Source organism: Imperialibacter roseus, from assembly GCF_032999765.1.
In the GTDB taxonomy this organism is placed as follows: Bacteria; Bacteroidota; Bacteroidia; order Cytophagales; family Cyclobacteriaceae; genus Imperialibacter; species Imperialibacter roseus.
The window spans coordinates 4816144-4840733 of sequence record NZ_CP136051.1 but is presented as its reverse complement, the minus strand read 5'-3'; the positions used below and the strand labels follow the sequence as shown (position 1 = coordinate 4840733).

General features: G+C 47.2%; 29 protein-coding genes. 16 read left to right on the top strand and 13 right to left on the bottom strand.

Annotated features, from left to right (window positions below; genetic code table 11):
- Nucleotides 1–6 precede the first annotated feature (6 nt).
- From RT717_RS20530 to RT717_RS20515, 4 genes are read left to right on the top strand one after another with little or no spacing between them, the layout of a single operon-like run.
- Nucleotides 7–528, top strand: a complete 522-nt coding sequence (locus tag RT717_RS20530; protein ID WP_317488225.1) for a DUF4199 domain-containing protein — start codon at nucleotides 7–9, stop codon at nucleotides 526–528.
- Nucleotides 529–532: 4 nt separating this feature from the next.
- Nucleotides 533–1051: a DUF4199 domain-containing protein gene (locus RT717_RS20525; protein WP_317488223.1), complete on the top strand. Its 519-nt coding sequence runs from the start codon at nucleotides 533–535 to the stop codon at nucleotides 1049–1051.
- Nucleotides 1051–2019 carry a glycosyltransferase family 2 protein gene (locus RT717_RS20520; protein ID WP_317488222.1) on the top strand — a complete coding sequence of 323 codons (969 nt, stop codon included), beginning with the start codon at nucleotides 1051–1053 and terminating at the stop codon, nucleotides 2017–2019. The genes RT717_RS20525 and RT717_RS20520 overlap by 1 nt, the downstream gene beginning before the upstream one ends.
- A 9-nt stretch (nucleotides 2020–2028) precedes the next feature.
- Nucleotides 2029–3021: a glycosyltransferase gene (locus RT717_RS20515; RefSeq protein ID WP_317488220.1), complete on the top strand. Its 993-nt coding sequence runs from the start codon at nucleotides 2029–2031 to the stop codon at nucleotides 3019–3021.
- Nucleotide 3022: 1 nt separating this feature from the next.
- On the opposite strand, the gene RT717_RS20510 is transcribed toward RT717_RS20515, so the two are convergent.
- Complete coding sequence (locus RT717_RS20510; protein WP_317488219.1) at nucleotides 3023–3790, bottom strand: class I SAM-dependent methyltransferase; 768 nt, start codon at nucleotides 3788–3790, stop codon at nucleotides 3023–3025.
- Nucleotides 3791–3937: 147 nt separating this feature from the next.
- On the opposite strand from RT717_RS20510, the gene RT717_RS20505 reads away from it, so the two are divergent.
- Both RT717_RS20505 and RT717_RS20500 read left to right on the top strand, forming a co-directional pair.
- Nucleotides 3938–4387 (top strand): hypothetical protein, encoded by a 450-nt coding sequence (locus RT717_RS20505; RefSeq protein ID WP_317488218.1) that lies wholly within the window; start codon nucleotides 3938–3940, stop codon nucleotides 4385–4387.
- A gap of 153 nt (nucleotides 4388–4540) precedes the next feature.
- Nucleotides 4541–5221, top strand: coding sequence for a 3-keto-disaccharide hydrolase (locus RT717_RS20500; protein WP_317492373.1), 681 nt, complete (start codon nucleotides 4541–4543; stop codon nucleotides 5219–5221).
- A gap of 43 nt (nucleotides 5222–5264) precedes the next feature.
- On the opposite strand, the gene purB is transcribed toward RT717_RS20500, so the two are convergent.
- From purB to RT717_RS20485, 3 genes are all read right to left on the bottom strand, one after another.
- Entirely contained in the window at nucleotides 5265–6608 is a 1344-nt protein-coding gene (purB, locus tag RT717_RS20495) for an adenylosuccinate lyase (RefSeq protein WP_317488217.1), read from the bottom strand.
- 107 nt (nucleotides 6609–6715) lie between these two features.
- Complete coding sequence (locus RT717_RS20490) at nucleotides 6716–7114, bottom strand: SRPBCC domain-containing protein (RefSeq protein WP_152000667.1); 399 nt, start codon at nucleotides 7112–7114, stop codon at nucleotides 6716–6718.
- A 224-nt stretch (nucleotides 7115–7338) separates the two neighbouring features.
- On the bottom strand, nucleotides 7339–7650 hold the full coding sequence (locus RT717_RS20485; protein WP_317488216.1) for a hypothetical protein: 312 nt from the start codon (nucleotides 7648–7650) through the stop codon (nucleotides 7339–7341).
- 157 nt (nucleotides 7651–7807) lie between these two features.
- On the opposite strand from RT717_RS20485, the gene RT717_RS20480 reads away from it, so the two are divergent.
- Genes RT717_RS20480 through RT717_RS20450 form a run of 7 tightly spaced genes read left to right on the top strand, consistent with a single transcriptional unit; the run spans nucleotide 7808 to nucleotide 14544 of the window.
- Complete coding sequence (locus RT717_RS20480) at nucleotides 7808–8428, top strand: TetR/AcrR family transcriptional regulator (RefSeq protein WP_317488215.1); 621 nt, start codon at nucleotides 7808–7810, stop codon at nucleotides 8426–8428.
- A 1-nt stretch (nucleotide 8429) separates the two neighbouring features.
- Complete coding sequence (locus tag RT717_RS20475) at nucleotides 8430–9701, top strand: TolC family protein (RefSeq protein WP_317488214.1); 1272 nt, start codon at nucleotides 8430–8432, stop codon at nucleotides 9699–9701.
- A gap of 12 nt (nucleotides 9702–9713) precedes the next feature.
- Nucleotides 9714–10610: an HlyD family secretion protein gene (locus tag RT717_RS20470; protein WP_317488213.1), complete on the top strand. Its 897-nt coding sequence runs from the start codon at nucleotides 9714–9716 to the stop codon at nucleotides 10608–10610.
- Nucleotides 10611–10614: 4 nt separating this feature from the next.
- Complete coding sequence (locus RT717_RS20465) at nucleotides 10615–11544, top strand: ABC transporter ATP-binding protein (RefSeq protein WP_317488212.1); 930 nt, start codon at nucleotides 10615–10617, stop codon at nucleotides 11542–11544.
- Nucleotides 11541–12266 carry an ABC transporter ATP-binding protein gene (locus tag RT717_RS20460; protein ID WP_317488211.1) on the top strand — a complete coding sequence of 242 codons (726 nt, stop codon included), beginning with the start codon at nucleotides 11541–11543 and terminating at the stop codon, nucleotides 12264–12266. The genes RT717_RS20465 and RT717_RS20460 overlap by 4 nt, the downstream gene beginning before the upstream one ends.
- 28 nt (nucleotides 12267–12294) lie before the next feature.
- A complete protein-coding gene (locus RT717_RS20455) occupies nucleotides 12295–13401 on the top strand; it encodes an ABC transporter permease (RefSeq protein WP_317488210.1) in 1107 nt (368 codons plus the stop codon).
- Between the two features lie 12 nt (nucleotides 13402–13413).
- Nucleotides 13414–14544: an ABC transporter permease gene (locus tag RT717_RS20450; protein WP_317488209.1), complete on the top strand. Its 1131-nt coding sequence runs from the start codon at nucleotides 13414–13416 to the stop codon at nucleotides 14542–14544.
- A gap of 29 nt (nucleotides 14545–14573) precedes the next feature.
- On the opposite strand, the gene RT717_RS20445 is transcribed toward RT717_RS20450, so the two are convergent.
- From RT717_RS20445 to RT717_RS20415, 7 genes are all read right to left on the bottom strand, one after another.
- A complete protein-coding gene (locus tag RT717_RS20445) occupies nucleotides 14574–15191 on the bottom strand; it encodes a nucleotidyltransferase family protein (protein ID WP_317488208.1) in 618 nt (205 codons plus the stop codon).
- Nucleotides 15148–16350, bottom strand: a complete 1203-nt coding sequence (locus RT717_RS20440; RefSeq protein WP_317488207.1) for an XdhC family protein — start codon at nucleotides 16348–16350, stop codon at nucleotides 15148–15150. The genes RT717_RS20445 and RT717_RS20440 overlap by 44 nt, the downstream gene beginning before the upstream one ends.
- 103 nt (nucleotides 16351–16453) lie before the next feature.
- Nucleotides 16454–16918, bottom strand: coding sequence for a CBS domain-containing protein (locus RT717_RS20435; protein ID WP_317488206.1), 465 nt, complete (start codon nucleotides 16916–16918; stop codon nucleotides 16454–16456).
- A gap of 159 nt (nucleotides 16919–17077) precedes the next feature.
- Entirely contained in the window at nucleotides 17078–17470 is a 393-nt protein-coding gene (locus tag RT717_RS20430; protein ID WP_317488205.1) for a (deoxy)nucleoside triphosphate pyrophosphohydrolase, read from the bottom strand.
- A 3-nt stretch (nucleotides 17471–17473) separates the two neighbouring features.
- Complete coding sequence (locus RT717_RS20425) at nucleotides 17474–17911, bottom strand: hypothetical protein (protein ID WP_317488204.1); 438 nt, start codon at nucleotides 17909–17911, stop codon at nucleotides 17474–17476.
- Between the two features lie 154 nt (nucleotides 17912–18065).
- Nucleotides 18066–18590, bottom strand: a complete 525-nt coding sequence (locus RT717_RS20420) for a DUF2911 domain-containing protein (protein WP_317488203.1) — start codon at nucleotides 18588–18590, stop codon at nucleotides 18066–18068.
- A gap of 74 nt (nucleotides 18591–18664) precedes the next feature.
- Entirely contained in the window at nucleotides 18665–19459 is a 795-nt protein-coding gene (locus RT717_RS20415; protein WP_317488202.1) for a hypothetical protein, read from the bottom strand.
- 220 nt (nucleotides 19460–19679) lie between these two features.
- Here RT717_RS20415 and lepA point away from each other — a divergent pair, with 220 nt between their 5' ends.
- Genes lepA through RT717_RS20400 form a run of 3 tightly spaced genes read left to right on the top strand, consistent with a single transcriptional unit; the run spans nucleotide 19680 to nucleotide 22975 of the window.
- A complete protein-coding gene (lepA, locus tag RT717_RS20410) occupies nucleotides 19680–21467 on the top strand; it encodes a translation elongation factor 4 (protein ID WP_317488201.1) in 1788 nt (595 codons plus the stop codon).
- A gap of 10 nt (nucleotides 21468–21477) precedes the next feature.
- Nucleotides 21478–22356, top strand: coding sequence for a bifunctional 5,10-methylenetetrahydrofolate dehydrogenase/5,10-methenyltetrahydrofolate cyclohydrolase (locus tag RT717_RS20405; protein WP_317488200.1), 879 nt, complete (start codon nucleotides 21478–21480; stop codon nucleotides 22354–22356).
- 37 nt (nucleotides 22357–22393) lie between these two features.
- On the top strand, nucleotides 22394–22975 hold the full coding sequence (locus RT717_RS20400) for a 7-carboxy-7-deazaguanine synthase QueE (protein WP_317488199.1): 582 nt from the start codon (nucleotides 22394–22396) through the stop codon (nucleotides 22973–22975).
- 12 nt (nucleotides 22976–22987) lie between these two features.
- Here RT717_RS20400 and RT717_RS20395 read toward each other — a convergent pair whose 3' ends face one another.
- Together RT717_RS20395 and RT717_RS20390 are read right to left on the bottom strand one after the other, a co-directional pair.
- Nucleotides 22988–23674: an MORN repeat-containing protein gene (locus RT717_RS20395; RefSeq protein ID WP_317488198.1), complete on the bottom strand. Its 687-nt coding sequence runs from the start codon at nucleotides 23672–23674 to the stop codon at nucleotides 22988–22990.
- Between the two features lie 175 nt (nucleotides 23675–23849).
- On the bottom strand, nucleotides 23850–24533 hold the full coding sequence (locus tag RT717_RS20390; RefSeq protein WP_317488197.1) for an MORN repeat-containing protein: 684 nt from the start codon (nucleotides 24531–24533) through the stop codon (nucleotides 23850–23852).
- Between the last annotated feature and the right edge of the window lie 57 nt (nucleotides 24534–24590).

Below are 24590 nucleotides of genomic sequence, written 5' to 3'. Positions count from 1 at the left end.
GCTGGCATGAAGAATCCATTGATCAAGGTACCCCTGAAGTACGGGATAGCTGGAGGCTTGCTGGTGGTGCTGGTTTTTGTGGTGCTTTTCCTGCTGGGTGAAAACCCTCTTTTAATGCTGCAGCCCTTCGATTTTATGCTGTTGCCATTGTTTCTGTTTGTGAGCATCCGTGAATTCAGGGATGTGCACAATGGCCGTTTGATGTTTTTTTGGCAGGGAATGACAGTTGGTTTTTTCTGCTATATAATCATTGCGCTGGTGTCCAGTGTCTTTATCATTTTGTTTCTCGAGTTTTGCGACTGTAATCTTTTGGCAGAATTCATTACCAATAAGGTAGAGATACTTGAAAGCGGCAAAGCAAGGGTAATTGAAGAAATGGGGCAGGCTACCTACGACAAAACAGTAACAGACGTAGAAGCTACCACTGCCTTTATTGTCTCCTTGGACAATCTATTGAAGAAATGCATCCTTGGCCTTTTGTTTACTATCATGTTATCTATGATATTAAGAACGAAACCTAAAAACTAAAACCATGGAACAACAAGTAACAACAAGAGGAGTAGGTTTGCAATACGGCGTTATTGCTGGTGTGGTAATGATTATTTATGGCCTTGTCCTTCAATTGACCGGGCTGGTATTTGAATCATGGGCATCATGGATCAACTACATTTTTTTAGCAGTTGTCATCTTTCTTGCTCATAAGAAATACAAAGAGGACGGAGACGGATTCCTTTCATTTGGCCAGGGCCTCGGAATCGGGTTTTGGATATCACTGGTTGGCGGGGTGATTAGCTCCGTTTTCTCCTTTATATACATAACCTTTGTTGATCCAACGTTTGTGGAAACTATGATGGAAAAGGCAAGATACAATATGGAAGAGCAAGGCACGCCAGATGCACAGATTGATCAGGCGATGGCCATTACGGAAAAATTCATGAATCCGGGAATGATGTTTGTCTTTGGTATAGTGGGCGTTTTGTTTTTCGGCTTTATATTGAGCCTGATTGTGTCTGCCATTACAAAAAAGACCGATCCACAACTTGAAGTTTAATGACCGAAAATAAGCCAGATATTTCTGTAGTGGTTCCTCTCAAAAATGAAGAGGAATCATTACAGGAATTGTGTGAATGGATACAAAAAGTGATGCAGGAAAACCAGTTTACCTACGAGGTGATACTGGTGGATGACGGGAGCACCGATGCCAGCTGGGTAACTATCCAGGAGCTAGGCATAGGTAATAGTTGTATCAAAGGCTTACGGTTTAACAGAAATTACGGTAAATCCGCTGCCCTGCACGAAGGCTTTGCAGCAGCGGATGGCAAAGTGGTCATCACCATGGACGCCGATCTTCAGGACAGCCCCGATGAAATTCCCGAGCTCTACCGCATGATCACGGAAGATGGCTACGACCTGGTGTCGGGCTGGAAAAAGAAGCGGCACGATCCCATTGGCAAGACCATTCCATCCAAATTTTTTAATGGCGTTACCCGCATCATGTCAGGCATTCCGCTACACGATTTTAACTGTGGCCTGAAAGCTTACAGGTCTGTGGTAATAAAAAACATCAAGGTGTACGGCGAAATGCACCGATACATCCCGCTTATTGCCAAATGGAACGGGTTTTCTCGCATAGGTGAAAAAGAGGTGCTGCACCACGCCAGAAAATATGGCAGAACTAAGTTTGGGCTGGAACGCTTCATCTTCGGCTTTCTCGACCTGCTTTCTATTTCTTTTGTTACCAGGTTCAAAAGGCGCCCAATGCACTTCTTCGGTACTTTGGGCACACTCACTTTTGTGTTTGGAGCCGGTGTTACCGGGTTTATGGCGCTTGAAAAATGGAACAACCTCAGGCTCAAACTTCCGGTCAGGGAAATTGTCGATCAGCCATTGTTTTACATCGCTCTGCTGGCAGTAGTGGTGGGCGTTCAGCTTTTTCTGGCTGGCTTCCTGGCTGAAATGATGACAATCACCAGCAATAAGAATGAAGATTATCTGGTCATTGAGAGGTCAGGTTTATAGCTTTGGCCCATGGCTAAGCCCAAATACTCATTCATAGTACCGGTTTACAATCGGCCGGACGAACTCAGGGAGCTTCTTTCCAGTTTAGGCGACCAGCAGGCAACTCACTTTGAGGTGATCGTTGTGGAGGACGGCTCGGAGCAAAAGGCTGACAAAGTGGTTGAAAGCTTTGCCGGCAAGCTAGACCTCACCTACCTTTTCCAACCCAATGCCGGACCCGGCGCAGCCCGAAACAACGGGGCTTCGCAGGCCAAAGGCCAGTGGCTGATCTTCCTGGATTCGGATGTGATAGTGCCGCCGGGTTATATTGCTGCGCTGGACGCATTGCCAAAGCTACCATCGTTGTTTGGCGGACCCGACAAGGCTGCTTCCGATTTTTCTGCCACTCAAAAAGCCATCAACTATTCCATGACCTCTTTTCTAACCACCGGTGGTATCCGTGGGAAAAGAAAATCGATGGAAGCATATAAACCCCGTAGCTTTAATATGGGTGTTGAAGCCATGCTTTTTCAAAAGATTGAAGGCTTCAGGGCGATGCGGTTTGGCGAGGACATTGACCTTTGTTTGAGAGCAGAAAAAGCAGGCATGAAGGGCGTGTTAATTGAAGATGCCTGGGTGTATCACAAACGCAGAAGCAATTTCCGACAGTTTTATAAGCAGGTGTTCAACTCAGGGGTGGCAAGAATTCATCTTCACTTGTTGCACTCCGGCTCTACAAAAGCCGTGCATACTTTTCCAGCCTTGTTTGCGGTTGCAGTCATTTTTCTGGCTGTGTGGGCGCTGCTGTTCAATGCCAACCGGCTCCTTCCTCTTCTGATCTATTCCGCCTTCATTCTGGTTGATTCAACAATTAAAAATGGGTTGCCTGCCGGCATCTTGTCAGTGCCTGCTGCTTTTGTGCAGCTGGTGGGGTATGGCCTGGGGTTCTTAAAGGCAGGATTTGAGGTGTATGTACTCAGAAGAAAGCCTAAGTTTGGGTTTGCTGAAACCTTCTACAAGTAGCCTATGCCTTTTTACAAAAGAAAATAGTCTCGTCTTTTGGCAGCGCATACCTGGTAACTACGTCGCCCGGTAATTCCTTCACATAGTCATTGGCATCAACTGTAAACCCGGCGCTGGCCAGCCGTTCTGCATAGTCCTTCCCGTACTTTCTCACGTGGTCGTCCTGCCCAAACCTGCGGTAGCGTTCCTTTGGATCGGTGATGGTGATGTCTTCAACTGTTTTCTCTTCCAGCGGATAGAAGAACGGCACCTGGATAATGGCCCACCCACCCGGCTTCAGCACTCTGTGCAGCTCGCTCATCGCCTTCAGGTCGCTGTCCACATGTTCCATTACGTGGTTGCAAAAGGCCACATCGAACGTGTTGTCGTCAAACGGTACCTGATGGATATCCATCTTCACTTTTGCCAAAGGCGATTCTATGTCGGCTGTGATGTAGTCGTCTTTATGAAGTTTTTCAAATGCCTCAATAAAGCAGATTTCAGGCGCTACATGAAGCACTTTCAACTTATCGGTAAAAAAGTTGGTCTTGTTCTTGAGAAACAGGTACATCAGCCTGTGTCGCTCAAGTGCCAGGCAGTTGGGGCAGAGGGCATTTTCACGGGACTGCCTGCCGTAGGGCAAGAACTTTCGGAAGTGGGCGTTGCATACAGGGCATTCCACTTTGTTGCCAATGTAAAAGATGGAGACCACCTTGAGCACCCAATGGCTGAAAAGTTGCAGGTATTTTCTGGGTACTGTGCGTAGCAAAAAACTAATGATGTGCTTCAAAACTATAGCGATCTGGTTCCGAAATGCCTGCAAATATAGTAGATTCGAAACCCAAACCAGCTTGGAATCGAAATAAGGAAATATTGATTGAGGAGAATTACCAGTATATTCGAAACCATGCGTCTTAGGCTTCCTATTTTTTTAATAATGCTGACCACAGCTTTCTATCTTGGGAGCTTGTGCACAGCAGCAGCTCAGTCGAAAGAGAGGCCCATTGACAAGGATTCCCCATCGTGGGTGCTGAAGCAAAAAAAGAAAAATGAGGCTAAGAAGGACTTCCCCAGGCAAGAATACCCACGCTATATTATCATAACAGAAACAAAAGGGGTGCTTTACGGAAACCCTTGCGCCCTTCAGGAAACGCACAAGATGGGCTTTGAGTACGTGTTGCTAAAGGAAGGGCAGCCGGGCTACGAGACCATGTGGAAGAAGATGACCAACAATTTCTTTGTGAAGACGGGGCTGGTTTTTCGAAAATCTCCCTTTTGGAAACTCATACTGAAGCACAGGATCGAAGACTGCCGAGTCAATACCGGTGACTTTATTGGCGACGCTTCCGCTACTGAACCAGAGGATATAGCGCCCATCTCTTTTTGACCTTGCCCGCTTCACAACCAAAATTGACCATGTGCCATTCATTAGGTACATTTAGGTATATTCACTAGGTAAAAAAATAAAATCATTTCTACTTAGGGTTTTGAAGTTGAACAACGCCTTTTGGGCACAAAACACATCAATATGAATAAAGTAATGAAAAGCTTAAGCGTCATGGCTATGGTGATGCTTTCTTTTTCCTTTGCTGCCAATGCGCAAAAAGGAAAGTGGGTTTCTCTGTTTGACGGGAAAACCATCGATCAGTGGCACATTTACAACAAATCAGGAGTTGATCCAAAATGGCAGGTGGAAGATGGTGCCATTGTGCTGACTGCCGGCGGCGCTGGCGACCTGGTTACCAACAAGGACTATGGCGATTTTGAACTAGAGCTGGAATGGAAAATTTCTGAAGGCGGAAACAGCGGCATCATGTTCCATGTGATCGAAGACGCCAAATACAACGCTCCTTATTACACAGGCCCTGAAATGCAAGTACTTGACAATGAACGCCACCCGGACGCCAAGCAAGGCAAAAATGGGAACCGTCTTGCGACGTCTTTGTACGACATGATCCCCCCAAGCGACCCCTCAGCTTACAAGCCAGCGATGGAATGGAACAAAGTGAAGTTGGTGATCAAAGACGGCAAAGCCACTCACTACATGAATGGCAAGAAAGTGGTTGAATACCCAACAAGCGGCCCGGTTTGGGATAAAATGGTCAGTGAAAGCAAGTTCGCCAAGTGGGAAGCTTTCGGAAAATCATCAACAGGCAAAATTGCCTTGCAGGATCACGGCAACAAAGTGTGGTTCCGTAATATCAGAATCAGGGAACTGTAGAAAGTTGTTGACCACTGGTAAAAAGCCAAGGGTCAATGCTTTCTTAGATTCCCGTGAAACTGAAAGGGCTGATTAATCTCAGCTCTTTTTTTATGTCTTCACTTACCTCCAGCTCATCAATAAAAGTACTGATGCTTTCTCTGGTGATTTTGGTATTGGTGCGGGTGAGCGCTTTCAGCGTTTCGTACGGGTTGGCGAAGCCTTCCCGGCGAAGTACAGTTTGAATAGCTTCGGCTACCACCGCCCAGTTGTCCTCCAGATCGGCATCTATGGCTGCCTGATTGAGCTCCAGCTTGCCAATGCCTTTTGCCAGCGAAAGCAGGGAGATATAGCTGTGCGCAATGGGTACGCCAATATTTCTTAATACCGTTGAGTCCGTAAGATCCCTTTGCAGCCTTGAAATGGGAAGCTTGGCGGAAAGGTGCTCGTAAATGGCATTGGCCATGCCAAGGTTGCCTTCGGCATTTTCAAAGTCGATTGGATTCACCTTGTGGGGCATGGCCGACGACCCAATCTCGCCGGCTTTGATCCGCTGCTTGAAGTAGTTCATGGAAATATACTGCCACACGTCCCTTGAAAAGTCGATCAGGATGGTGTTGATGCGCTTGAGTCCGTCAAAAAGAGCCGCCATGTGGTCGTAGTGCTCAATTTGTGTGGTGGGTGAGCTTCTTTTCAGCCCAAGACTATTACTAACAAAGCCGTTGGCAAACTCAGCCCAGTCGTAGGTGGGGAAGGCCACGTGGTGGGCATTGAGGTTGCCGGTGGCGCCGCCAAATTTGGCCGCAAACGGTATGTCTTTCAATCCTTTTATCTGCTCCTCCAACCGTACCTGAAAGACTCTGATTTCTTTGCCAAGACGGGTAGGCGAGGCAGGCTGGCCGTGAGTTTTTGCCAGCATAGGTATTTTCTCCCAATCTGCGGCCATGGCTGCCAGTGAAGCAATTATTTCATTCAGCTTGGGCAGGTAAACCTCCTGCAGAGCCTCCTTCAGGCTTAGAGGAATGGCGGTATTGTTGATGTCCTGCGAGGTCAGGCCAAAATGGATGTATTCTTTATAGGCTGAAAGGTCGGCAGCATCCATCTTCTGTTTGATGAAGTATTCCACCGCCTTCACGTCATGGTTGGTCGTTTTCTCTATTTCTTTGATGGCCAGCGCATCTTTCTCCGAGAAATCTTTATAGATGGCTCTTAGCTCGGCGTACCTGGCTGTTGGAAAAGTGCCAAGAGCGGGCAGTGGTATTTCACAAAGCGCTATGAAGTATTCGACTTCTACCTGGAGTCTGTAACGAATCAGTCCCCACTCAGAGAAATAGGGAGCCAATAAAGCGGTTTGTTTTCTATAGCGACCGTCGACCGGCGATATGGCCGTTAAATGTGTTAAATCCATGCGAAATGTGTTAGCTGCCAAAAGCAAGCCGCAAAATTACGGAATTATGGCCATAACTAAGGACAAGAACAGAATAAAGCTGAAAGAGGCTAGACTGCCAGGGTTACCTAGTCCTCAAAATACGCCTTCAGAGGCTCCCAGTAGTAGTCGATCCAGCCCTGATCGATGCTGTCGGCCACTTCTTCGGGCACACCAAGCTGTTTGAAAGTAAGAAGCGTGCCGCCGGGAACTGCCGTAAACTCGTAGATGACCCTGGAGAAGTGATCTTCCGGCCAGCCATCTTCGTCGGCTTGCCAGGTTTGCACAATGCGCTTTCCATAAGAGAGCTCGACGTTTTCACCAAAACAGTAGCCGTCGAAAGCGCTGTGTTCTCCGCCTACTTTTCCGTCGTTTTCTGCTGGACTATCAGTAAAGTCACTATGTTTTTTGGGGTCAAGAATGGCTTCATAAGCCTGATTGGGTCCTGTTTTCAGGATCACCTTGTGGTGTAAGTCACGAGTTTCCATTTTTCATTCCAGACGGGCTGGAGTGTTTTGTGTTGGTTTGGTATTACTTTAATTTTTCAGGTGGGAAAATTAGAAAAGCTTTCAAAATATCTTCTCAACCCTGTTGTTTTTTTTCACTAGTAAAATACGAAAACATTGAGAAAAAACCATGGAAACAGGTCTTTTAGATGAGCCAAAAAGAGCACTGTGAAGATAGAAATATTTTAGCGGCAACCGTAAATAAGTCAAGATTGCCTTTCTATTGACCTGAGCAGTTTCACAACATTTACTGTTAGTTCCGATGAAAGCCGCACATCCACCAGCACCTCCTGCAGATGCTCAATAAAAATATCTCTTTCTTCCTGAGACCTGTGAAGTGGTATTTTTTCGATCAGCTCAATGAGTGAGTCGAGTCTTTCATTGGCCAGTCGGCTGTCGAGAAGAATTTCCCTCACCTGAATAAGCAGTTTATACTCAGGCAGCACAGGCATTTTGGCGAGCTTTTGATTGAGCTCAAATTCCGTCCAGGGCCTGGTGAGTATTTTGTCCGACATCATAAATCATTAAAGTATTAATCTAATCTATTTTTGCCAGAAAATAGAAAATTTGTTTAAAGTACTGTTAAACAATGACATACGATTAAATATCATTTGTTAACCAAAAAATTTAACCAATTGGTTAAACCTCTCGGTTAATACTTCGTATATTTGCATCATGACGAAGGATGTAAGTACAGAAAGAAAGATACTGGAAGCCGCCAGGGAGGTATTCATTCAACAGGGAATGGCGGGAGCGAGAATGCAGGAAATTGCTGACAAGGCCGGCATCAACAAAGCATTGCTGCACTACTATTTCAGGTCCAAAGACTTGCTTTTCGAAAGGGTTTTCATGGAGACACTCCAGTCAAATGGCCCGGCCCTGTTTGGTATTCTTGGGAAGGAAATGCCCCTAAAAGAAAAGTTGATGCAGTTTGTGGAGCACTATGTGGAACTGATGAAGAACAATCCCTTCATGCCTCTTTTCGTCATTAACGAAATTTCAAGGAACCCCGAGAAGCTGTTTGGCAAAATTGGTTCGCAAGTTTCGCAGGTGGCGATGGGGCTGGGTTTGCAATTGAAGGCTGAAGCGGCTAAAGGTACCATAAGACCTATAGAGCCAGTGGATCTCATCAGCTCTATCATGGGGCTGTGCGTTTTTCCTGTCATTGCAAAGCCTATTCTCAGGCCGGTCTTCGGACTTAGTGAAGAAGACTATAACAAATTTCTTGAGCGAAGAAAGAAGGAAGTTCCGGTGATCATTTGGAACTATTTAACCGACAAATCAACAAACGAATAATATGAAGAGGTTTGTACTAACAATGAGTGCAGTGGCGATGGTGGCCGGGGTTTACGCCCAGGAAACCATCAGCCTGCAGGGCTGCTACGAGCTGGCACTTCAGCACACACCGCTTTCGGGGCAGGCAGCTCTTTATGGTGAGTTGGCTGCTTCCAAAGAGGAACGGCTGGGACTGGCGTATCGTCCGCAAGTGAGTCTGAATGGGCAGTGGAGCTATCAGAGCGACGTGTTTTCATTGCCATTCAGTATTCCAGGCGCTGAAACGCCGGAAATTCCAAAAAGCCAGTACCAGGCTACCGTGGGCATCGAACAGAGTATTTACGACGGCGGCATGGTCAGGCAATCGAGAGAAGCTTCCAAAAGAGAACTGGCGGCCAATCAGCAGAAAGTGGAGGTCGATCTGTACAAGGTAAAGGAGTCTGTGAACAGCTTGTATTTTGGTGTACTCAGGATTCAGGAAGCCGAAAAAAACCTTGAAGCTGCCAGGAATACCTTGCTCGAGCGAAAAAAGGTGATTGATGCGGGATTCTCGACTGGCGTGCTTTTGCAGAGCGATAAGTCCGCCTTCGAAAAGGAAATCCTGACCATCGAACAACAGCTTGTAGCGGCGGAGGCCGAAAAAGAAGGGCTTGTAGCCATGCTGGCTGACAAACTTGGGCAGCCACTCTCTGTAGATGCAGTATTAACTCTTCCTGGCGGCACCATTCCGCTGGAGGGTGAAGCAACGATCAACCGGCCGGAGCTCAGCTATTTGAGTGAGCAGAAAACTGTGCTTTCTCAGGCGGGGGAGCTCATTGCTGCGAGAACTAAGCCGAAGGTAAGTGCTTTTGCCAGAGGAGGCTTTGGTAGCCCCAATCCTTACAATTTCTTTAAAACCGACCTTAGCGGGTTCTATATGGCGGGAGTGAGGCTTTACTGGCCACTATTCGACTGGGGAGCCAGCAAGCAGGAGCGACAAGAGCTGCAAATTCAGGAGCAGCTGCTCGAAAACAGCCGCAGCGATGCCATGAGCCAATTCGAAAATGGCACCCTGCAATGGAGAAAGAAGTGGTTGGTCTCTGACGAGGTAATGAAAAGGGATGCCGAGATCGTCAGGCTGCAGGAGTCAATTGTCAGGGAATACGCTGCCAGGCTCGAAGGCGGAACTGTCACCTCTTCCGACTACATCACTGCGCTGGATCAACTTACAAGGGCAAAAATTACGGCCCGCATGCACGAGATCGACAAGGCGTGGTATCAGGTACAATACTTTACACTTACAGGAAATCTTTAAGGAACTATAGCAATGAAAATTTTCACATACACAGCAAGTGCATTGCTGCTGATCGGGTTGGCAGGATGCAACAAAAATGAAGAGAGGTCGGATGCTTATGGCAATTTTGAAGCGACCGAAGTGCTGGTTTCTTCGGAAGCTACTGGCAAGCTCCTGCAGCTAAAGGTGGAGGAGGGCAGCCAGGTAAAGGCCGGCGCTGCCATTGGACTGGTCGACACTCTTGGCCTTCATTTGAAGAAAAAACAGCTGACGGCCTCCAAGCAAGCGATCAGAAGTAAACTCCAAAACGAAAAGGTGCAAATAGATGTGCTGCTTGAGCAGAAGGAGAACCTTGAAAGAGAGATCAAACGGGTGGACAAGCTGTTCGTCGAAGGGGCAGCAACTGCAAAGCAACGGGACGACCTGCATGGCGAACTGAAAGTACTGAATAACAGGATCGACGCCACCAAAAGCCAGCTAAGCACAGCCAACAGAGGCTTGTTGTCGGAGTTGGCTCCGCTTGAGGTGCAAATGGAGCAGATAGAAGATCAAATCCAGCGCAGTGTGCTGGCAAGCCCGCTGGGAGGAACCGTGCTCTCCAAATATGCTGAAGCAGGTGAGATTGTCACTTTTGGCAAGCCGCTTTTTAAGGTAGCCGACCTGAAGGAATTGACACTGAGGGCCTACATAGATGCGCCGCAGTTGGCCACCATCAAAATTGGCCAGAAGGTGAGAGTGCTCACTGACGGCACCGACGGCAATTTGAAAGAGAATGAAGGAACGGTGTCATGGATCTCCTCATCAGCCGAGTTCACGCCAAAAATCATCCAAACAAGGGAAGAAAGGGTCAATTTGGTGTATGCGATCAAAGTGGTGGTGCCCAACGATGGGGCATTGAAAATAGGAATGCCGGGTGAGGTTAAATTCTAAGGTCATGGAAAAGCAAAATGCAGTTATTGTAAAGAACCTGGTGAAAACCTATGCCCATGTGGAGGCATTGAAGGAAATTTCTCTGAATGTTAAAAAAGGAGAGCTGTTCGGGGTAATTGGCCCTGATGGTGCCGGCAAAACTTCACTTTTCAGGATCATGTCTTCACTGTTGCTGCCCGATAGTGGCGAGGTAAATGTGCTGGGCATTGATGTAACCAGAGACTATGCTTCAATTCGCAAAAAAATGGGCTATATGCCCGGTCGCTTTTCTCTTTATCTGGACCTGAGCATTGAAGAAAATATCAACCTTTTTGCCTCCATATATGACACTACGCTGGAAGAGAATTATGACAATATCAGGTATATATATTCTCAAATTGAGCCTTTTAGAAAGCGCAGAGCCGGAGCACTATCGGGTGGAATGAAGCAGAAGCTGGCCCTTTGCTGTGCACTAGTGCATAGTCCCGAAATCCTGTTCTTGGATGAGCCCACCACTGGCGTGGACGCTGTGTCGAGAAGCGAGTTTTGGGAAATTCTTCAAATGCTGAAAAAACGTGGGATGACCATTTTGGTATCCACTCCTTACATGGACGAAGCCAGCCTTTGCGACCGGGTGGCGCTCATGCAAGATGGCCGCATTCTTTCGGTAGATACACCGGCAAAAATTACTGATGCCTATGCCTATTCCTTGTTGGCCATCAAAACAAACGAAAAGTACAACATGCTTTCGTCGCTTCGAATGCTGGAGCAGGCCACACTGGTGTATCCATTTGGCGAAAACATCCATGTAGTGTCCGACAAAGGCAAGCTGACGAGTGAAGAGCTAATCAAATACCTCAGCGCTCAGGGAATGGAAAACTGGGAGATAGTGGAGGTAGCACCAGATATAGAGGACTGCTTTATTGCGCTGATGAATCAACATGTAGCGGCATGAGTAGTTCTATCATAGAAGTGGAAAACCTCACCAAGAGATTCGGCACCTTCAAGGCTGTCGACTCCATTTCGCTCGAAGTGAAGCAGGGAGAAATCTTCGGGTTTCTGGGAGCTAATGGCGCAGGTAAAACCACCGCCATGAAGATGCTTTCAGGCTTGCTCAGCCCCACGTCTGGCAAGGCGGTGGTAGCTGGTTTCGATGTGTTTAAGCAACAAAACCAGATCAAAAAATCCATAGGATACATGAGTCAGCGGTTTTCGCTCTACGACGACCTGACCATCAAAGAAAATATACGGTTTTATGGTGGCATTTATGGTTTGAAGAGAAAGCAGTGGAAGGAAAAAGGAGAGGCGCTGGTTAGAAGACTCGGGCTTGACGAAGTGGAAGGCAAGCTCCTGAAAGACTTGCCACTGGGCTGGAAACAAAAGTTGGCTTTTTCCATAGCCATTCTTCACGACCCCAAGATTGTTTTTCTTGATGAGCCCACTGGCGGAGTAGACCCCATTACCAGACGACAGTTTTGGGAGATGATTTACGAAGCAGCCCACGACGGCATCACCGTGTTTGTAACCACGCACTACATGGACGAGGCGGAATACTGCGACAGAATCTCCATGATGGTGGATGGCAGGGTGGAGGCCTACGATACACCGGAAGGTTTGAAAAAGAAATATGGTGTAAAAACCATGAACGAAGTATTTATCAAGGTGGCCCGTCCATAGGATGCGCCAAAGAAGATAGCATTTCACTATGAAAAGACTGACTTCACTTATACGAAAGGAGTTTTACCACATCTTCAGAGACAAGCGAACGTTGTTGATTCTCTTTGGAATGCCGGTGGTGCAAATCCTGCTTTTTGGTTATGCCATCACCAATGAGATCAAAGATGCGCACATTGCCATCCTCGATCAGTCGAACGACGAGGTGTCCCGCAGGTTAGCTGATAAGCTGGTTGCCTCCGGATACATCCTCCCTGACGGACAGGCTGAAAGTATTGACGATGTTGAGCAGCTGTTCAGGGAGGGCAGGATAAAGATGGCTGTGGTAGTCGAGCCCAATTTTGCCGATAAACTCCAGCATGAAGGAAAAGCATCGGTGCAGCTGCTGGCCGACGCCACCGACCCGAACATGGCCAATACGTTGGTTAATTACGCCACAGCCATCATCCAGAATTTTCAACTGGAACTGAACCAACCCGGGCAGCCCCCCATTCTTGTGGGTGCGGAGGTTAGGCTTCAGTACAACCCCAGCCTAAAAGGCGTGTTTCTCTTTGTTCCTGGTCTCATCACCATACTGCTGATGCTGGTATCGGCGATGATGACATCCATTTCGATAGCCAGAGAAAAGGAAACTGGCACAATGGAGGTATTGCTGGCATCACCTATGAACCCCGGTCAGGTGATTATTGCCAAGGTGGTGCCTTACTTCAGTCTGGCATTTCTTGATGCTGTAGTGGTGCTGCTGCTCGGAAGGTATGTCTTTGGCGTGCCTATAATGGGAAGTGTGCCACTTTTGCTGGCAGAGATCATGCTCTTCATCATCATGGCGCTGTCGCTGGGCATTCTAATTTCCACCGTAGCCCAAACTCAGCAAACGGCGCTGTTGCTTTCGCTAATGGGACTGATGCTGCCGACCATTCTGCTTTCAGGTTTCATTTTTCCTATTGAGAATATGCCCTTGCCACTGCAAATCATCTCGCACATTATCCCGGCCAGGTGGTTCATTGTCATCGAAAAAGCCATCATGCTCAAGGGCGTTGGCATCGCCTATTTCTGGAAGGAAACCCTCATTCTAGTTGGGTTTACGGTATTTTTTATCGGGTTGAGCATCAAAAAATTCAATGTCCGACTTGGTTAAACTGAAAGTGCCATGAGAATAATTCTATACCTCATACAAAAAGAGTTTTTGCAGATTTTTCGCAACAAAACGAACCTGCCCATTTTGTTTGTGATGCCGGTGGTGCAGCTGATCATTTTAAGCTATGCTGCTGACTTTGAAATAAAGAACCTGAAGGTGTATTGGATGGACAACGACCAGAGTAGCGCTAGCCGCCAGCTCTACCGTGGCTTGACTGCCTCAGGCTATTTTACGATAGCGGGTGCTGGTTTCAATCATGCAGGAGCCGCAGCAGCCCTCGACAGGAATGAGGCCGATCTGGTAGTGGAAATACCTGCGGGCATGGAAAAGAAGCTGGTTCGGAAGGAGCCGCAGTCATTGCAGGTTATTGTCAACGCCATTGATGGCACCAAAGCCGGCCTCGCCAACTACTATTTTGGCAGAATACTAGCCGACTACAATCAGCGAGAGTTGACGAATCTGGAAATGAGGGTGGTGGCCGGTAGTCAGCCCACTGCCGGGCAGGTAATCAATGTCGAGTCGTCTTTCTGGTTCAACCCAGAGCTTAATTACAAGACCTTTATGGTGCCCGGCATTTTGGTGCTTTTGGTCACGATGATAGGCGCATTTTTGAGTTCTATGAACATCGTGAGAGAGAAGGAGATTGGCACTATAGAGCAGATCAACGTCACACCAATTCAGAAATATCAGTTTGTGATCGGAAAACTGCTGCCGTTCTGGTTGCTGGGCCTTATGGTGCTTTCTATTGGGCTGGTAGTAGCTAAAGTGGTGTTTAATATCCCGTTTGTAGGTAGCGTGGGGCTTATCTATGCTTTTTCCGCCGTCTACCTGCTTTTGATTCTCGGCTTTGGGTTGCTCATTTCCACGCTTACCGACACACAGCAGCAGGCCATGTTCCTTGCCTGGTTTTTTCTTGTAGTGTTCATTCTTATGGGTGGGCTCTTTACCGCCGTAGAAAACATGCCTGGCTGGGCCCAAACTGTTACCTTGTTCAACCCTGTTCGATATTTCATCGAATTCGTCAGGCTCGTGATGCTCAAAGGAGCTGGCTGGCAGGAGACGAGGTTCTTCTTCGCAGTGATTTTCGGTTACGCTGTGTTGCTCAACGGACTGGCGATTTTGAACTATAAAAAGACGGCTTAGGTAAGGAACATGTTGAGGCTTTTACGGAGTCAAAGCCCAATAGCCTTCAGATCCTCCAAAGTGTCAAGGTCAATGCTCGCTTCAGGCAGGGGATAGCTGAGGACTTCGGCATCAGATAAATTCTTTAGAATTTTTCTCGCACCCTGATCGCCTTTCAATAACAATAGTTGTTCGAAATAGCTGCGGGGGAAAATGGCCGGAACACCAATGATTCCGGAATAGGCCGCACCCAAGACTTTACTTTTATCGTTGAGCCATTTACCGACCATTTCTGAGAGGTGCTTTTCTGACACAAACGGCTGATCCACAAGCAGAAACATGACGGCTTCAGCATCTGTCGGAAGGCACGCTAGTCCGGCTTTTATCGAGGTACTCATGCCCTCGGAGAATTGGTCATTGTAAACTTCGGTGTACGAAAGCCCGGCCAGCTCAGTGCGCACTTCTTCCCGTTTGGCGCCGGTAACCACAAAAAAGTTGTGTTCGTTTCCCAGCGCCCGTGTAATAGTAGCAACACGATGGCGCACCAAGGTGGTGTCTTTGAATGGTAGCAGCTGCTTGGCCTGCCCTAGCCGGGAAGACGAGCCTGCCGCCAGCAGAACGATGCTAAGCTTTGCCTTTTTTGGAACCTGTGGCATTGAGCTGCTCATAAATATTGTTTAGCAGTCTGTCGTCGTAGGCACTGCGGTCGTGTATAGGGCCGTCAAGATGTTTCAGGTAGCCGCCTTTTGAATTGTTGAAAAACGCTTGAATCTCGGCAATGACCGACAATGCAATTTCATCGGGTGTTTCTGCGCCCAGATCAAGACCTATGGGCGAGTGAACGGTAGCTGCCCAGGCATCTCCCGGGTAGATACCCTCTTCCTTCAGCTGGTCGACCATTTTATCGAAACGCTTCTTAGGGCCCATAATGCCCAGGTATGCCGGTGGATTTTTGATCAGCTCTTTGAGCACGGCGTAGTCGTACTTATAGTTGTGCGACATGAGAATGGCGGCACTGAATCTTTTGAACACGATGTCGGTAGACACCTGGTCTCGCTGGCAGAGCGTCACATTTTCAGCATCAGGAAAACGCTTAGCGCCGAGGTGAGCAATGCAATCGTCGGTAACTGTCACTGCCCAGCCCAGGTTTTTCGCCATCGACGTTACTGGTGCCGCATCGAAACCACCACCAAATATCACTAACTGAATGCCGGGGTGCAGCGTTTCTACCAGCACTTCTACCATGGCCTCGTCCACTGTGTATTGGCAAATGGCCGGGCGGTTGGCCACAAAGGCTTTTTGAGCATCGGCGGCTATGAGCTCTTCTAAGTTTGCATGGCCGATAGTGCTGTATTTTTCACCCAAACCATTGAGTAAAAACCTCTGGCCCTGATATGGATTTTCAGCGATAGAAGAGTCGAACACCGTGGCCATTACAGCCAGCTCACCTTTCTCCACGAACTTTTCAAGAAGATGAATAGAGTTGAAAATGTCCAGCTCATTGATAGGCTCAATCAGCACGTCGATGATGCCATTGCAGCCGAGGCCTACGCCCAGGCTGGTGGCGCTATTGTCGTCCATGGTGTCGTAAGTAACAAGCGAAGGACGATTGTTGAGAATTGCCTGCCGGGCTTTGCGAAGTGCGTCACCTTCCAGGCAGCCACCGCTGATGGCACCCGTCCAGCGTCCGTCGTCTGTCATCAGCATTCTGGCACCCGGCCTTCTGTAAGATGAGCCGTGCACCCGCATAACTGTGGCCAACGCTGCTTTTTGCGTAGAAAAATTAACCTTTCTATAGGCTTCAATGATGCTTTTTGCCTCTTTCATAATGTCACTCCAATTTACAACACTTCATCAATTCCTACCACCCATTCAAAAAAATAAACCCCATAAAGGGGTTAGTTAATACATATTTAAGACCAATCAAGTTTCACCAGGTGGTACCTTTTAAATCCCTGGCCGCTTTCATGATGTCTCGTCGGCTGATCTGGCCTTTCAGCACACCTTTGCTGTCAATTACAGGAAACCTGCGGAAATGAGTGGTGAGAAATTCATTGGCCACGTCAAAAATATCTTTGTCTACATCCATGGTTTTCACCTTTCTCGACATGTAATTTTTCACCTTCCCCTCGTGATTTGGGTGGTTATGATAGGCTGAATCAATAATAATTCTCAGACAGTCTTTTTCGGAAAGCATTCCTACCAATTCGCCAGCGTCGTTCAGCACCGGGCCACCAGAAATCCGCTTGTCCAACATAAGGTCGATTGCTTCCTGAATATTTTGATCCGGATGAAAAGTGAAGACATCCTTGACCATGTAGTCGGTAACGGGGGCGTATTTAATGGGTTCGACAGTCCTGGTAGTACCAGTTTCTTTTGGGGGAGTAAAATTCATAGTCAGTTGTTTAAGTGATGTGACAGGTTATTAACTACACCTGAATAAACCAGGAAGTATAAGTTACGGAACTATCGGGAGGAATCAAACTAGACGCTCGATGTTTTCTGTAAAATCAGTAGATTATTTTGACTGACCGCCGTTTACAGTACAATATGCTTAAATAGGAGAATTTTCGATATAAGATTTTATTTGGGGGATAAGTAGTATATCGGCGCCGCTCAAGTCTACCGCCGTCAGGTCTTGCACTTCTACCCAGTCGAAAGCCAGGTGTTCGGTAAGGTGAATTTCTCCACTTAGCCACTGGCAATTCCAGGCCGTCAGGTTGATGCGGGGCACCTTTATTGCTACGGCACCGATTTTCTCAATAGGGCCCACTTCGATGGATAATTCTTCTCTGATTTCCCGGGTAAGGGCGGCTTGCTCCGTTTCTCCCGGCTCAACTTTGCCTCCGGGGAACTCCCATTTGAGCCCCTCTTTTTTGTGAGCAGGACGTTTTGCTACAAAAATTTTTGACCCACGCATAATAATAGCACAAACAACTGAAAGCATGGGCTAAAAAATCTCTACTCTACTGAGCAGCATGTCTGATTCAAAGGTGTTGTTTTGAAATGACAAGGTGAGGTCTTTTTTATCGAGCGAAATCTTGCCACCCAGCATATCGATAGCCGAATATTCTATTTCCTGCTTGGTTAAAATGTCAAGGTAGTAATCTTCGTTGGCACGTCTTATCTCAAAACTAAACTTCTGTACCAGTCGGTCTTCACGAAAAACCTCGGCGTTTTTACCAGAGATAAGTACCTTGTAGAGAATGCCCGTTTTTAGCGTGCTTACAGTGATGGCACCAAATGGAGTGGGGTACTTGGTGTTCACCCAAATCCAAACGCCACTCACCTCAGCATTCTTTTTATTGATGGCTTCTTCAATCGGGTCAACTTTGGAGCATCCGGCCAAAAGCACCAAAAATGTCAGAAAAAATAGCGCTTTTGTCATAGGATAAGCTTAGAGTAAATGCAGTACGACGGAAGGTCAGACATGCTACCTCCATCAATTTAAGAAATAAACAGTTATAGTCCTCTGCATCCTTACCCGGCAAAACAAAAAAAAAGCGAGCTGTGCCCGCTTTTTACTTTTGATTTCAGTCTGATTACTTTACGTTGAACGACACGTCCAGGTCGCCCCATAGCAAGCTTACCTTGCCCGACTTATCTATGGTATAGGTTAACCTTTCGGAGGCGGAAGCGGCTTTTTTCGACTTTACTTTTACTTGCAAAGCATCTTCTCCTTTATTTTTCTCGTAGTCAAATGCGCCCCAGGTATCCCAGGTTTTGTTGAAGATCAGTGTCCAGTCGTCGCCGTTTTTCAATGTAAAAAATGCATACTTTCCAGCTGGGAGTGCCTTGCCTTCGATTTTCACTTCTTTGTCGACTTCGAATACAGTGGCGTTGTTGGCACCAGCTCTCCATACCTTGCCTTCCATTGGTTCCACGTCTTTCCCCATTGTTCTGCCCTTCAAAGCGGGCGAGCTGTAGTTGATAGATACGGTGGCTCCACTCTTTATCTTTTCTGATACCGACGCAGCAGGGCTTGGTTTGTCCTGGGCGAGAAGGTCGCCGAAAGCAATGGTGAGCATTCCCATACAAAGCGCAAAAATTTTGTAGCTAGTTTTCATGGTGTGTGATTTAGTTAAAGGATATCACTGTAGACGGACTAGCTACCCAAAATGTTTTGGCCTGGATATTCGTTTCAATAAATGGTTCCGATCCAGTCAAATACGTCCACCTTCACATACTGTGAGTATTTGCCTCTGAAGTCTGATATGGCAATTTTCAGGTTGTTTCTGCTTACTGAATCTTCGTCGAGATAAAAAACGAAAGCAGACGTGCCAGCTGGAGTGGCGCTTGCACGCCTGAGGGATACTTTGCTTTCTTCATCGATGAGAAAATAAGTATAGTCACCTTTCACCAGAGCGGTGTCGGCAAGCCCGTTGTCGCTAAGGAGGTCAAAAAAATTATCTACAAGGGTGTTTGACTGCTGCGATTCGGAATATTTCTGGATGCTACCCCAAAGTATGCCTTCAGGCATTCGGTAAACCTGCGGATTCACAAACGCAAAGTCATCGCTTTCGGTCATGTCCAGCGTATAGCCAGCGTCGGAAATCACAAGTGTACCTGTAGAGGCTGGCTTGTCTTTCACTTTCAGGCTTAAGTTGTAGGTTCCATTTACAATTTTTGAAAAGGAATAAACATTGTAGGCAGGGCCGGTTTCGGAGCGGCAAGTACTGTTTTTGTAAATCTCATTGAATACGATATCAAGTTTGTTTTCCTCCGCATCTACTGTCATTAAGATGTTGTAATTGGAGCATTCGTACAGATTGGTCGACTCAAATAAAATTTGAAAGAAAGGATCTTTTGCGCTTACGTCCTCAAGCATTGTAACATTAATTTTGCTCGTGATAGGGCCCTGAAATTCGTCGCTATCCAGGCTGCACGAGAATAAAAACCCTAACCCCACCACTGCAATGATTGCAATCTTCTTCATACACTATTTTTTTTGGTATTAAGAGACAAATTTGGCAACAAATGGTTGGAATGCCTCACCGCAAAATTGCATTTCACAAAAAAATGTCGGTTTTACCTGTCAGGAAATTGCAGATCGCTGAAATACAGTCCAGTTGATGCTCGCCAATCCCAAACTTTGTTTGCACAGGCTCTTCAAATCATAAATTATTACCTAATTTTGCAGACTTTTAAAGGAACGTATGGATCACATCCGCAATTTCTGCATAATAGCACACATAGATCACGGTAAAAGTACCCTGGCCGACAGGCTCCTTGAGGCCACCCACACCATCACCGATCGGGAAAAGCAGAATCAGCTTCTTGACAACATGGATTTGGAACGGGAGCGGGGCATCACCATTAAGAGCCACGCCATTCAAATGAACTACAAGAGTGGTGGCAAAGACTACGTACTTAACCTGATCGACACACCCGGCCATGTTGACTTTTCTTACGAGGTATCACGCTCCATCGCCGCCTGCGAGGGAGCACTCTTGATTGTTGATGCATCACAAGGTATTGAAGCACAAACTATTTCCAATCTGTACCTGGCTTTAAACCATGACCTCGAAATCATACCTGTGCTCAACAAAATTGACTTGCCCGGTGCTATGGTTGAGGAGGTGAAAGACCAGGTAGTAGAATTGCTAGGTTGTACCCGGGAGGAGATACTGCTGGCCAGCGGAAAAGAAGGCATTGGCATCGACGATATACTGGAGGCGATCGTTCACAGGATCAAGCCACCCAAAGGAGACCCTAACGGCCCTTTGCAGGCGATGATATTCGACTCTGTGTTCAACTCCTTCAGAGGTGTTGAGGTTATTTTCAGGGTGTTCAACGGCACCATGAAAAAAGGAGAGAAGGTAAAATTCATGAACATCGGGAGTATTTACGATGTGGATGAAATAGGCGTGCTGAAACTTAAGCAATCACCAAAAGCGGAAATCAGCGCTGGCAATGTCGGGTACCTGATCTCTGGCATCAAAGTGGCCAAGGAGGTAAAAGTAGGGGACACGATCACCCATGTGGACAGGCCGGCAGCGGTCGCCATCAAGGGTTTTGAAGATGTGAAGCCGATGGTTTTTGCGGGCATCTACCCCGTTGAAACTTCGGAATACGAAGAGCTTAGGGCATCGATGGAAAAGCTGCAGCTCAACGACGCCTCGCTTGTGTGGGAGCCGGAGACATCAGCCGCTCTTGGTTTTGGCTTCAGGTGCGGATTCCTCGGCATGCTTCACATGGAAATTATCCAGGAACGCCTGGAACGTGAGTTTGACATGACTGTGATTACCACGGTGCCTTCGGTGCGGTTTCATGCCACGCTCAAGGGGGGACAAATGATGAAAGTAAGTGCACCGTCGGAAATGCCCGATCCCATTGCTTTGGATTTCATCGAAGAGCCTTTTATCAGGGCCCAGATAATAAGTAAATCAGAATACATCGGCCCCATCATTTCTCTATGTATCGACAAGCGGGGCGAGATCAAAAACCAGGTATACCTTACCTCCGACAGGGTAGAGCTGACGTTCGAACTGCCGCTGTCAGAAATCGTATTTGACTTCTTCGATAAGCTGAAAACAATTTCCAGGGGCTATGCTTCTCTCGACTATGAGCTCATTGGCTATCGTCAGTCGAACATGGTGAAGCTGGATATTATGCTTAATGGTGAGCGGGTCGACGCCCTTTCCGCCATTGTGCACCGGGACAAGGCTTACGATTGGGGCAAGAAACTCTGCGAAAAATTGCGTGAGTTGCTGCCACGCCAAATGTTTGAAATAGCAATTCAGGCGGCCATTGGGGCTAAAATCATCTCCAGAGAAACTGTGAAAGCCATGCGTAAAAACGTGTTGGCTAAGTGCTACGGTGGTGATATTAGCCGTAAGCGCAAACTGCTCGAAAAGCAGAAAAAAGGTAAGAAACGGATGCGCCAGGTAGGCAATGTGGAAATTCCACAGGAAGCCTTTATGGCGGTATTGAAAATAGACTAAACCATAAAAGATGCCTCAGATACTTGATGGTAAAAAGGTAGCTGCAGAAATTAAGCAGGAGATTGCGGCCAAAGTAAACGAACTGGTAGCTCAGGGTAAGAGAGCACCTCATTTGGCCATCATTATTGTTGGTGATGACGGGGCAAGCCACACCTACGTGAATGGTAAGATCAAGGCTTGTAAGGAAGTTGGGTTCGACTTCACGCTTATGCACTTTGCCAAGACCATCTCTGAGGAAAAGCTCATTAAGCATATTGAACAATTTAACGCTGATACGGATATCGATGGTTTTATCGTGCAGTTGCCTTTGCCGGAGCATATTTCAGTAGAAAAAGTGACTGAAAGTATTTCGGCCGAGAAAGATGTCGATGGGTTTACCAATCAAAACTTCGGAAGTATAGGCTCGCAAACCCCTTTGCTAATGCCTGCTACGCCTTTTGGGGTGATGGAACTGCTGAATCGCTACAAGATTGAAACCAAAGGAAAGTATTGTGTGGTGGTAGGTGCCAGCAGACTTGTGGGGGCACCGCTGGGCATACTCATGACCCAGCAGGGACAAGCCACAGTAACACTTTGCCACAAATACACCGAAAACATTTCTCAATACACCAAAAATGCCGACATCCTGCTGGTGGCCGTAGGCAAACCACATCTTGTCACTGCCGACATGGTGAAGGAGGGTGCTGTTGTGGTAGACGTGGGAACTACGAGAATCGATGATCCTACCAGGAAATCCGGATTCAGGTTGGTGGGTGACGTGGACTACGAAAATGTGGCGCCAAAGACGTCTTACATTACACCAGTGCCGGGAGGCGTGGGGCCAATGACCATTGCCTCACTGCTGATGAATACGCTTCGTGCCTACGAAATGCTTCTTGAAACAGCCTGATACCATATTGCCTTCAATAAAAACAGCTCTTCCGTTAATGGAAGCTTTCTACACCATACAGGGTGAAGGAGCTTTCCAGGGGCATGCTGCCTATTTCATCCGCCTGGGAGGTTGCGATGTTGGCTGCGTGTGGTGCGACGTAAAGGAGAGCTGGGAGGCGGCGGCGCATCCTGACACAGAAGTGGCCAGGATAGTGAAGGATGCCTCGCATTTTCCGGCAAGAGTGGCTGTTGTTACTGGTGGAGAACCTCTGATGTATGACCTCGGAGAACTAACCCGGCAGCTGAAAGACAAAGGATTCCGGACACATATTGAAACTTCAGGCGCCTATCCGCTATCCGGACACTGGGACTGGGTGTGCTTTTCCCCAAAAAAGTTCAAGGAGCCGCTTCCGGAGGTGGCTCAGGCGGCCGATGAGCTAAAGGTGATAGTCTACAATAAGTCGGACTTTAAATGGGCCGAGAAGTACGAAGCCCTCGTTGGCGCAAACTGCCGACTATTCCTCCAACCCGAGTGGTCACAGCAGGAAAAGGTAACGCCCCTGATCATCGACTACATCAAAGCCAACCCGCAGTGGCAGGTTTCGCTGCAGGTGCACAAGTACCTGGATATTCCTTAATTCAGTGCTTCTCTATATCTGTATAAAAATCCGCCAGTGCCCTTCCCGGTAAATTTCAAAGTTCAGCTCGCAATCGAGCTGGTAGGAGTTGAAAGCGCTGGGAGCATAGAAATTGATAGTGGCATTGGTCAGCGGATACACCACCTTGGTGAAAGCCACGATAGTCTGGCTACTTTCAAACATGGGTGATTTGTCGGCCGAAGCTTGTAGCTGACTAACCCCAATCGGAAGCCCGTTTCGCTGAATCAGTATTTCGACCTGGTTGGGGGTGTCGGCCATATGCACAAACCTTGTTCGGAGAATATTCCGCTTTTGCCCCACAGTGTAGGAAGAAACGTATTCACCGACATACTTGTCTTTGTCCCAGTAGCCGGTTACGATGCTGTCAGGCACACCAAGTTTTCTGATATAGAGCTCGCCTTTGCCATCTTTGAGGCCATTTTTAAACTCTCCTTTATAAAGGTTTCCATTCGACCAGGTGTAGGTACCTACTCCGTCCGGGTAGCCTTTTTTGAAGCTCCCCTCATAGGTGTGAGAACCAAGCGCCTTGCCAATGCCATGAGCAAGCCCTTTTTTGCATTCTCCATCGTACTCAAGCGCCAGTGTTTCCATCAGCACTTCGCAGTCTTTTTGAACGACCGGGTCAGGCCTTAAAAAAAGAAGCAGCCCGGTAAAAAGTAGTGTAAAAAATGTGTTCATATTGAGTTTAGGTTTTAGTCTACAACATGTTGCTTCTGAAAAGCACTTAGCGGAAGATACAATATAACCCAAACAGGGGGAGTAAATAGAGATGAAAAGCTGCTCCGGAGGAAAAGGATCCCCGCTTTTTTGGTCAGCTGCTCACTAAAAGAGCTTGGGTAAGCTCGGTATTATCTCAATAAACCTCGATTGTGATCAGCCACCTGGCCTTTTTGAATATGTCGAATTCTACATGATATTCTAAAATATTTGAACCCACTGGTGCCTGGCTGCGGAAGTCCATTTTCGCTCCCGTAAATGGGAAGTCCAGTTTGCGCAGCACAGTGTATTCAAATTCCGATAACGGCTTAACGTCCTGATCGCTTACCAGCCTCAGCCCGTCGGCTACTATGGACTGTTTATTTCTGGCATAAACAATCATTATTTCAGACCCGTTTTCAGTGATTTCTTCAATCATTACACTTTTAATATTGCTGGAATGCGATTCTCTATAGGGTAAATTTGAAGCACCTACGAAAATATCTTTGATCCAATATCCTGCCAGGAGGCTGTCTTTTTGACCTTCTCTTTTCACCTTCATTTCTCCATAGCCTTCTTTCATGCCTTTCACGAAGTCGCCCGAGAAATAGTCCCCATTCTTCCAAATGTATCGCCCCTGCCCATCGGGGAGCCCTTTTTTAAACTCACCGATATAGGTGTCGACGCCTTTGGCTGTACCCGTTCCCTCAGCCAGCCCTTTTTTACAATCGCCATCGTAAGTGCCCGAAATAGTTTCCAGAAGTACTTCGCAGTCTTTGACAGGTGAAATGGCCTGATCACCAAGAACAACAATTAGGAGAATGATAAAGCTTTTGATCATGATACTTTAATAGTTGTCAAAAGACAAATCTATGGCATCTGCCGTTATGTATTCAAT

Bases quoted from the DNA above. Each gene is read 5' to 3' on its own strand.
- RT717_RS20530 (WP_317488225.1), top strand. From the start codon at position 7: ATGAAGAATCCATTGATCAAGGTACCCCTGAAGTACGGGATAGCTGGA.
- RT717_RS20525 (WP_317488223.1), top strand. From the start codon at position 533: ATGGAACAACAAGTAACAACAAGAGGAGTAGGTTTGCAATACGGCGTT.
- RT717_RS20520 (WP_317488222.1), top strand. From the start codon at position 1,051: ATGACCGAAAATAAGCCAGATATTTCTGTAGTGGTTCCTCTCAAAAAT.
- RT717_RS20515 (WP_317488220.1), top strand. From the start codon at position 2,029: ATGGCTAAGCCCAAATACTCATTCATAGTACCGGTTTACAATCGGCCG.
- RT717_RS20505 (WP_317488218.1), top strand. From the start codon at position 3,938: ATGCTGACCACAGCTTTCTATCTTGGGAGCTTGTGCACAGCAGCAGCT.
- RT717_RS20500 (WP_317492373.1), top strand. From the start codon at position 4,541: ATGAAAAGCTTAAGCGTCATGGCTATGGTGATGCTTTCTTTTTCCTTT.
- purB (WP_317488217.1), bottom strand. From the start codon at position 6,608: ATGGATTTAACACATTTAACGGCCATATCGCCGGTCGACGGTCGCTAT.
- RT717_RS20490 (WP_152000667.1), bottom strand. From the start codon at position 7,114: ATGGAAACTCGTGACTTACACCACAAGGTGATCCTGAAAACAGGACCC.
- RT717_RS20485 (WP_317488216.1), bottom strand. From the start codon at position 7,650: ATGATGTCGGACAAAATACTCACCAGGCCCTGGACGGAATTTGAGCTC.
- RT717_RS20480 (WP_317488215.1), top strand. From the start codon at position 7,808: ATGACGAAGGATGTAAGTACAGAAAGAAAGATACTGGAAGCCGCCAGG.
- RT717_RS20475 (WP_317488214.1), top strand. From the start codon at position 8,430: ATGAAGAGGTTTGTACTAACAATGAGTGCAGTGGCGATGGTGGCCGGG.
- RT717_RS20470 (WP_317488213.1), top strand. From the start codon at position 9,714: ATGAAAATTTTCACATACACAGCAAGTGCATTGCTGCTGATCGGGTTG.
- RT717_RS20465 (WP_317488212.1), top strand. From the start codon at position 10,615: ATGGAAAAGCAAAATGCAGTTATTGTAAAGAACCTGGTGAAAACCTAT.
- RT717_RS20460 (WP_317488211.1), top strand. From the start codon at position 11,541: ATGAGTAGTTCTATCATAGAAGTGGAAAACCTCACCAAGAGATTCGGC.
- RT717_RS20455 (WP_317488210.1), top strand. From the start codon at position 12,295: ATGAAAAGACTGACTTCACTTATACGAAAGGAGTTTTACCACATCTTC.
- RT717_RS20450 (WP_317488209.1), top strand. From the start codon at position 13,414: ATGAGAATAATTCTATACCTCATACAAAAAGAGTTTTTGCAGATTTTT.
- RT717_RS20445 (WP_317488208.1), bottom strand. From the start codon at position 15,191: ATGAGCAGCTCAATGCCACAGGTTCCAAAAAAGGCAAAGCTTAGCATC.
- RT717_RS20440 (WP_317488207.1), bottom strand. From the start codon at position 16,350: ATGAAAGAGGCAAAAAGCATCATTGAAGCCTATAGAAAGGTTAATTTT.
- RT717_RS20435 (WP_317488206.1), bottom strand. From the start codon at position 16,918: ATGAATTTTACTCCCCCAAAAGAAACTGGTACTACCAGGACTGTCGAA.
- RT717_RS20430 (WP_317488205.1), bottom strand. From the start codon at position 17,470: ATGCTTTCAGTTGTTTGTGCTATTATTATGCGTGGGTCAAAAATTTTT.
- RT717_RS20425 (WP_317488204.1), bottom strand. From the start codon at position 17,911: ATGACAAAAGCGCTATTTTTTCTGACATTTTTGGTGCTTTTGGCCGGA.
- RT717_RS20420 (WP_317488203.1), bottom strand. From the start codon at position 18,590: ATGAAAACTAGCTACAAAATTTTTGCGCTTTGTATGGGAATGCTCACC.
- RT717_RS20415 (WP_317488202.1), bottom strand. From the start codon at position 19,459: ATGAAGAAGATTGCAATCATTGCAGTGGTGGGGTTAGGGTTTTTATTC.
- lepA (WP_317488201.1), top strand. From the start codon at position 19,680: ATGGATCACATCCGCAATTTCTGCATAATAGCACACATAGATCACGGT.
- RT717_RS20405 (WP_317488200.1), top strand. From the start codon at position 21,478: ATGCCTCAGATACTTGATGGTAAAAAGGTAGCTGCAGAAATTAAGCAG.
- RT717_RS20400 (WP_317488199.1), top strand. From the start codon at position 22,394: ATGGAAGCTTTCTACACCATACAGGGTGAAGGAGCTTTCCAGGGGCAT.
- RT717_RS20395 (WP_317488198.1), bottom strand. From the start codon at position 23,674: ATGAACACATTTTTTACACTACTTTTTACCGGGCTGCTTCTTTTTTTA.
- RT717_RS20390 (WP_317488197.1), bottom strand. From the start codon at position 24,533: ATGATCAAAAGCTTTATCATTCTCCTAATTGTTGTTCTTGGTGATCAG.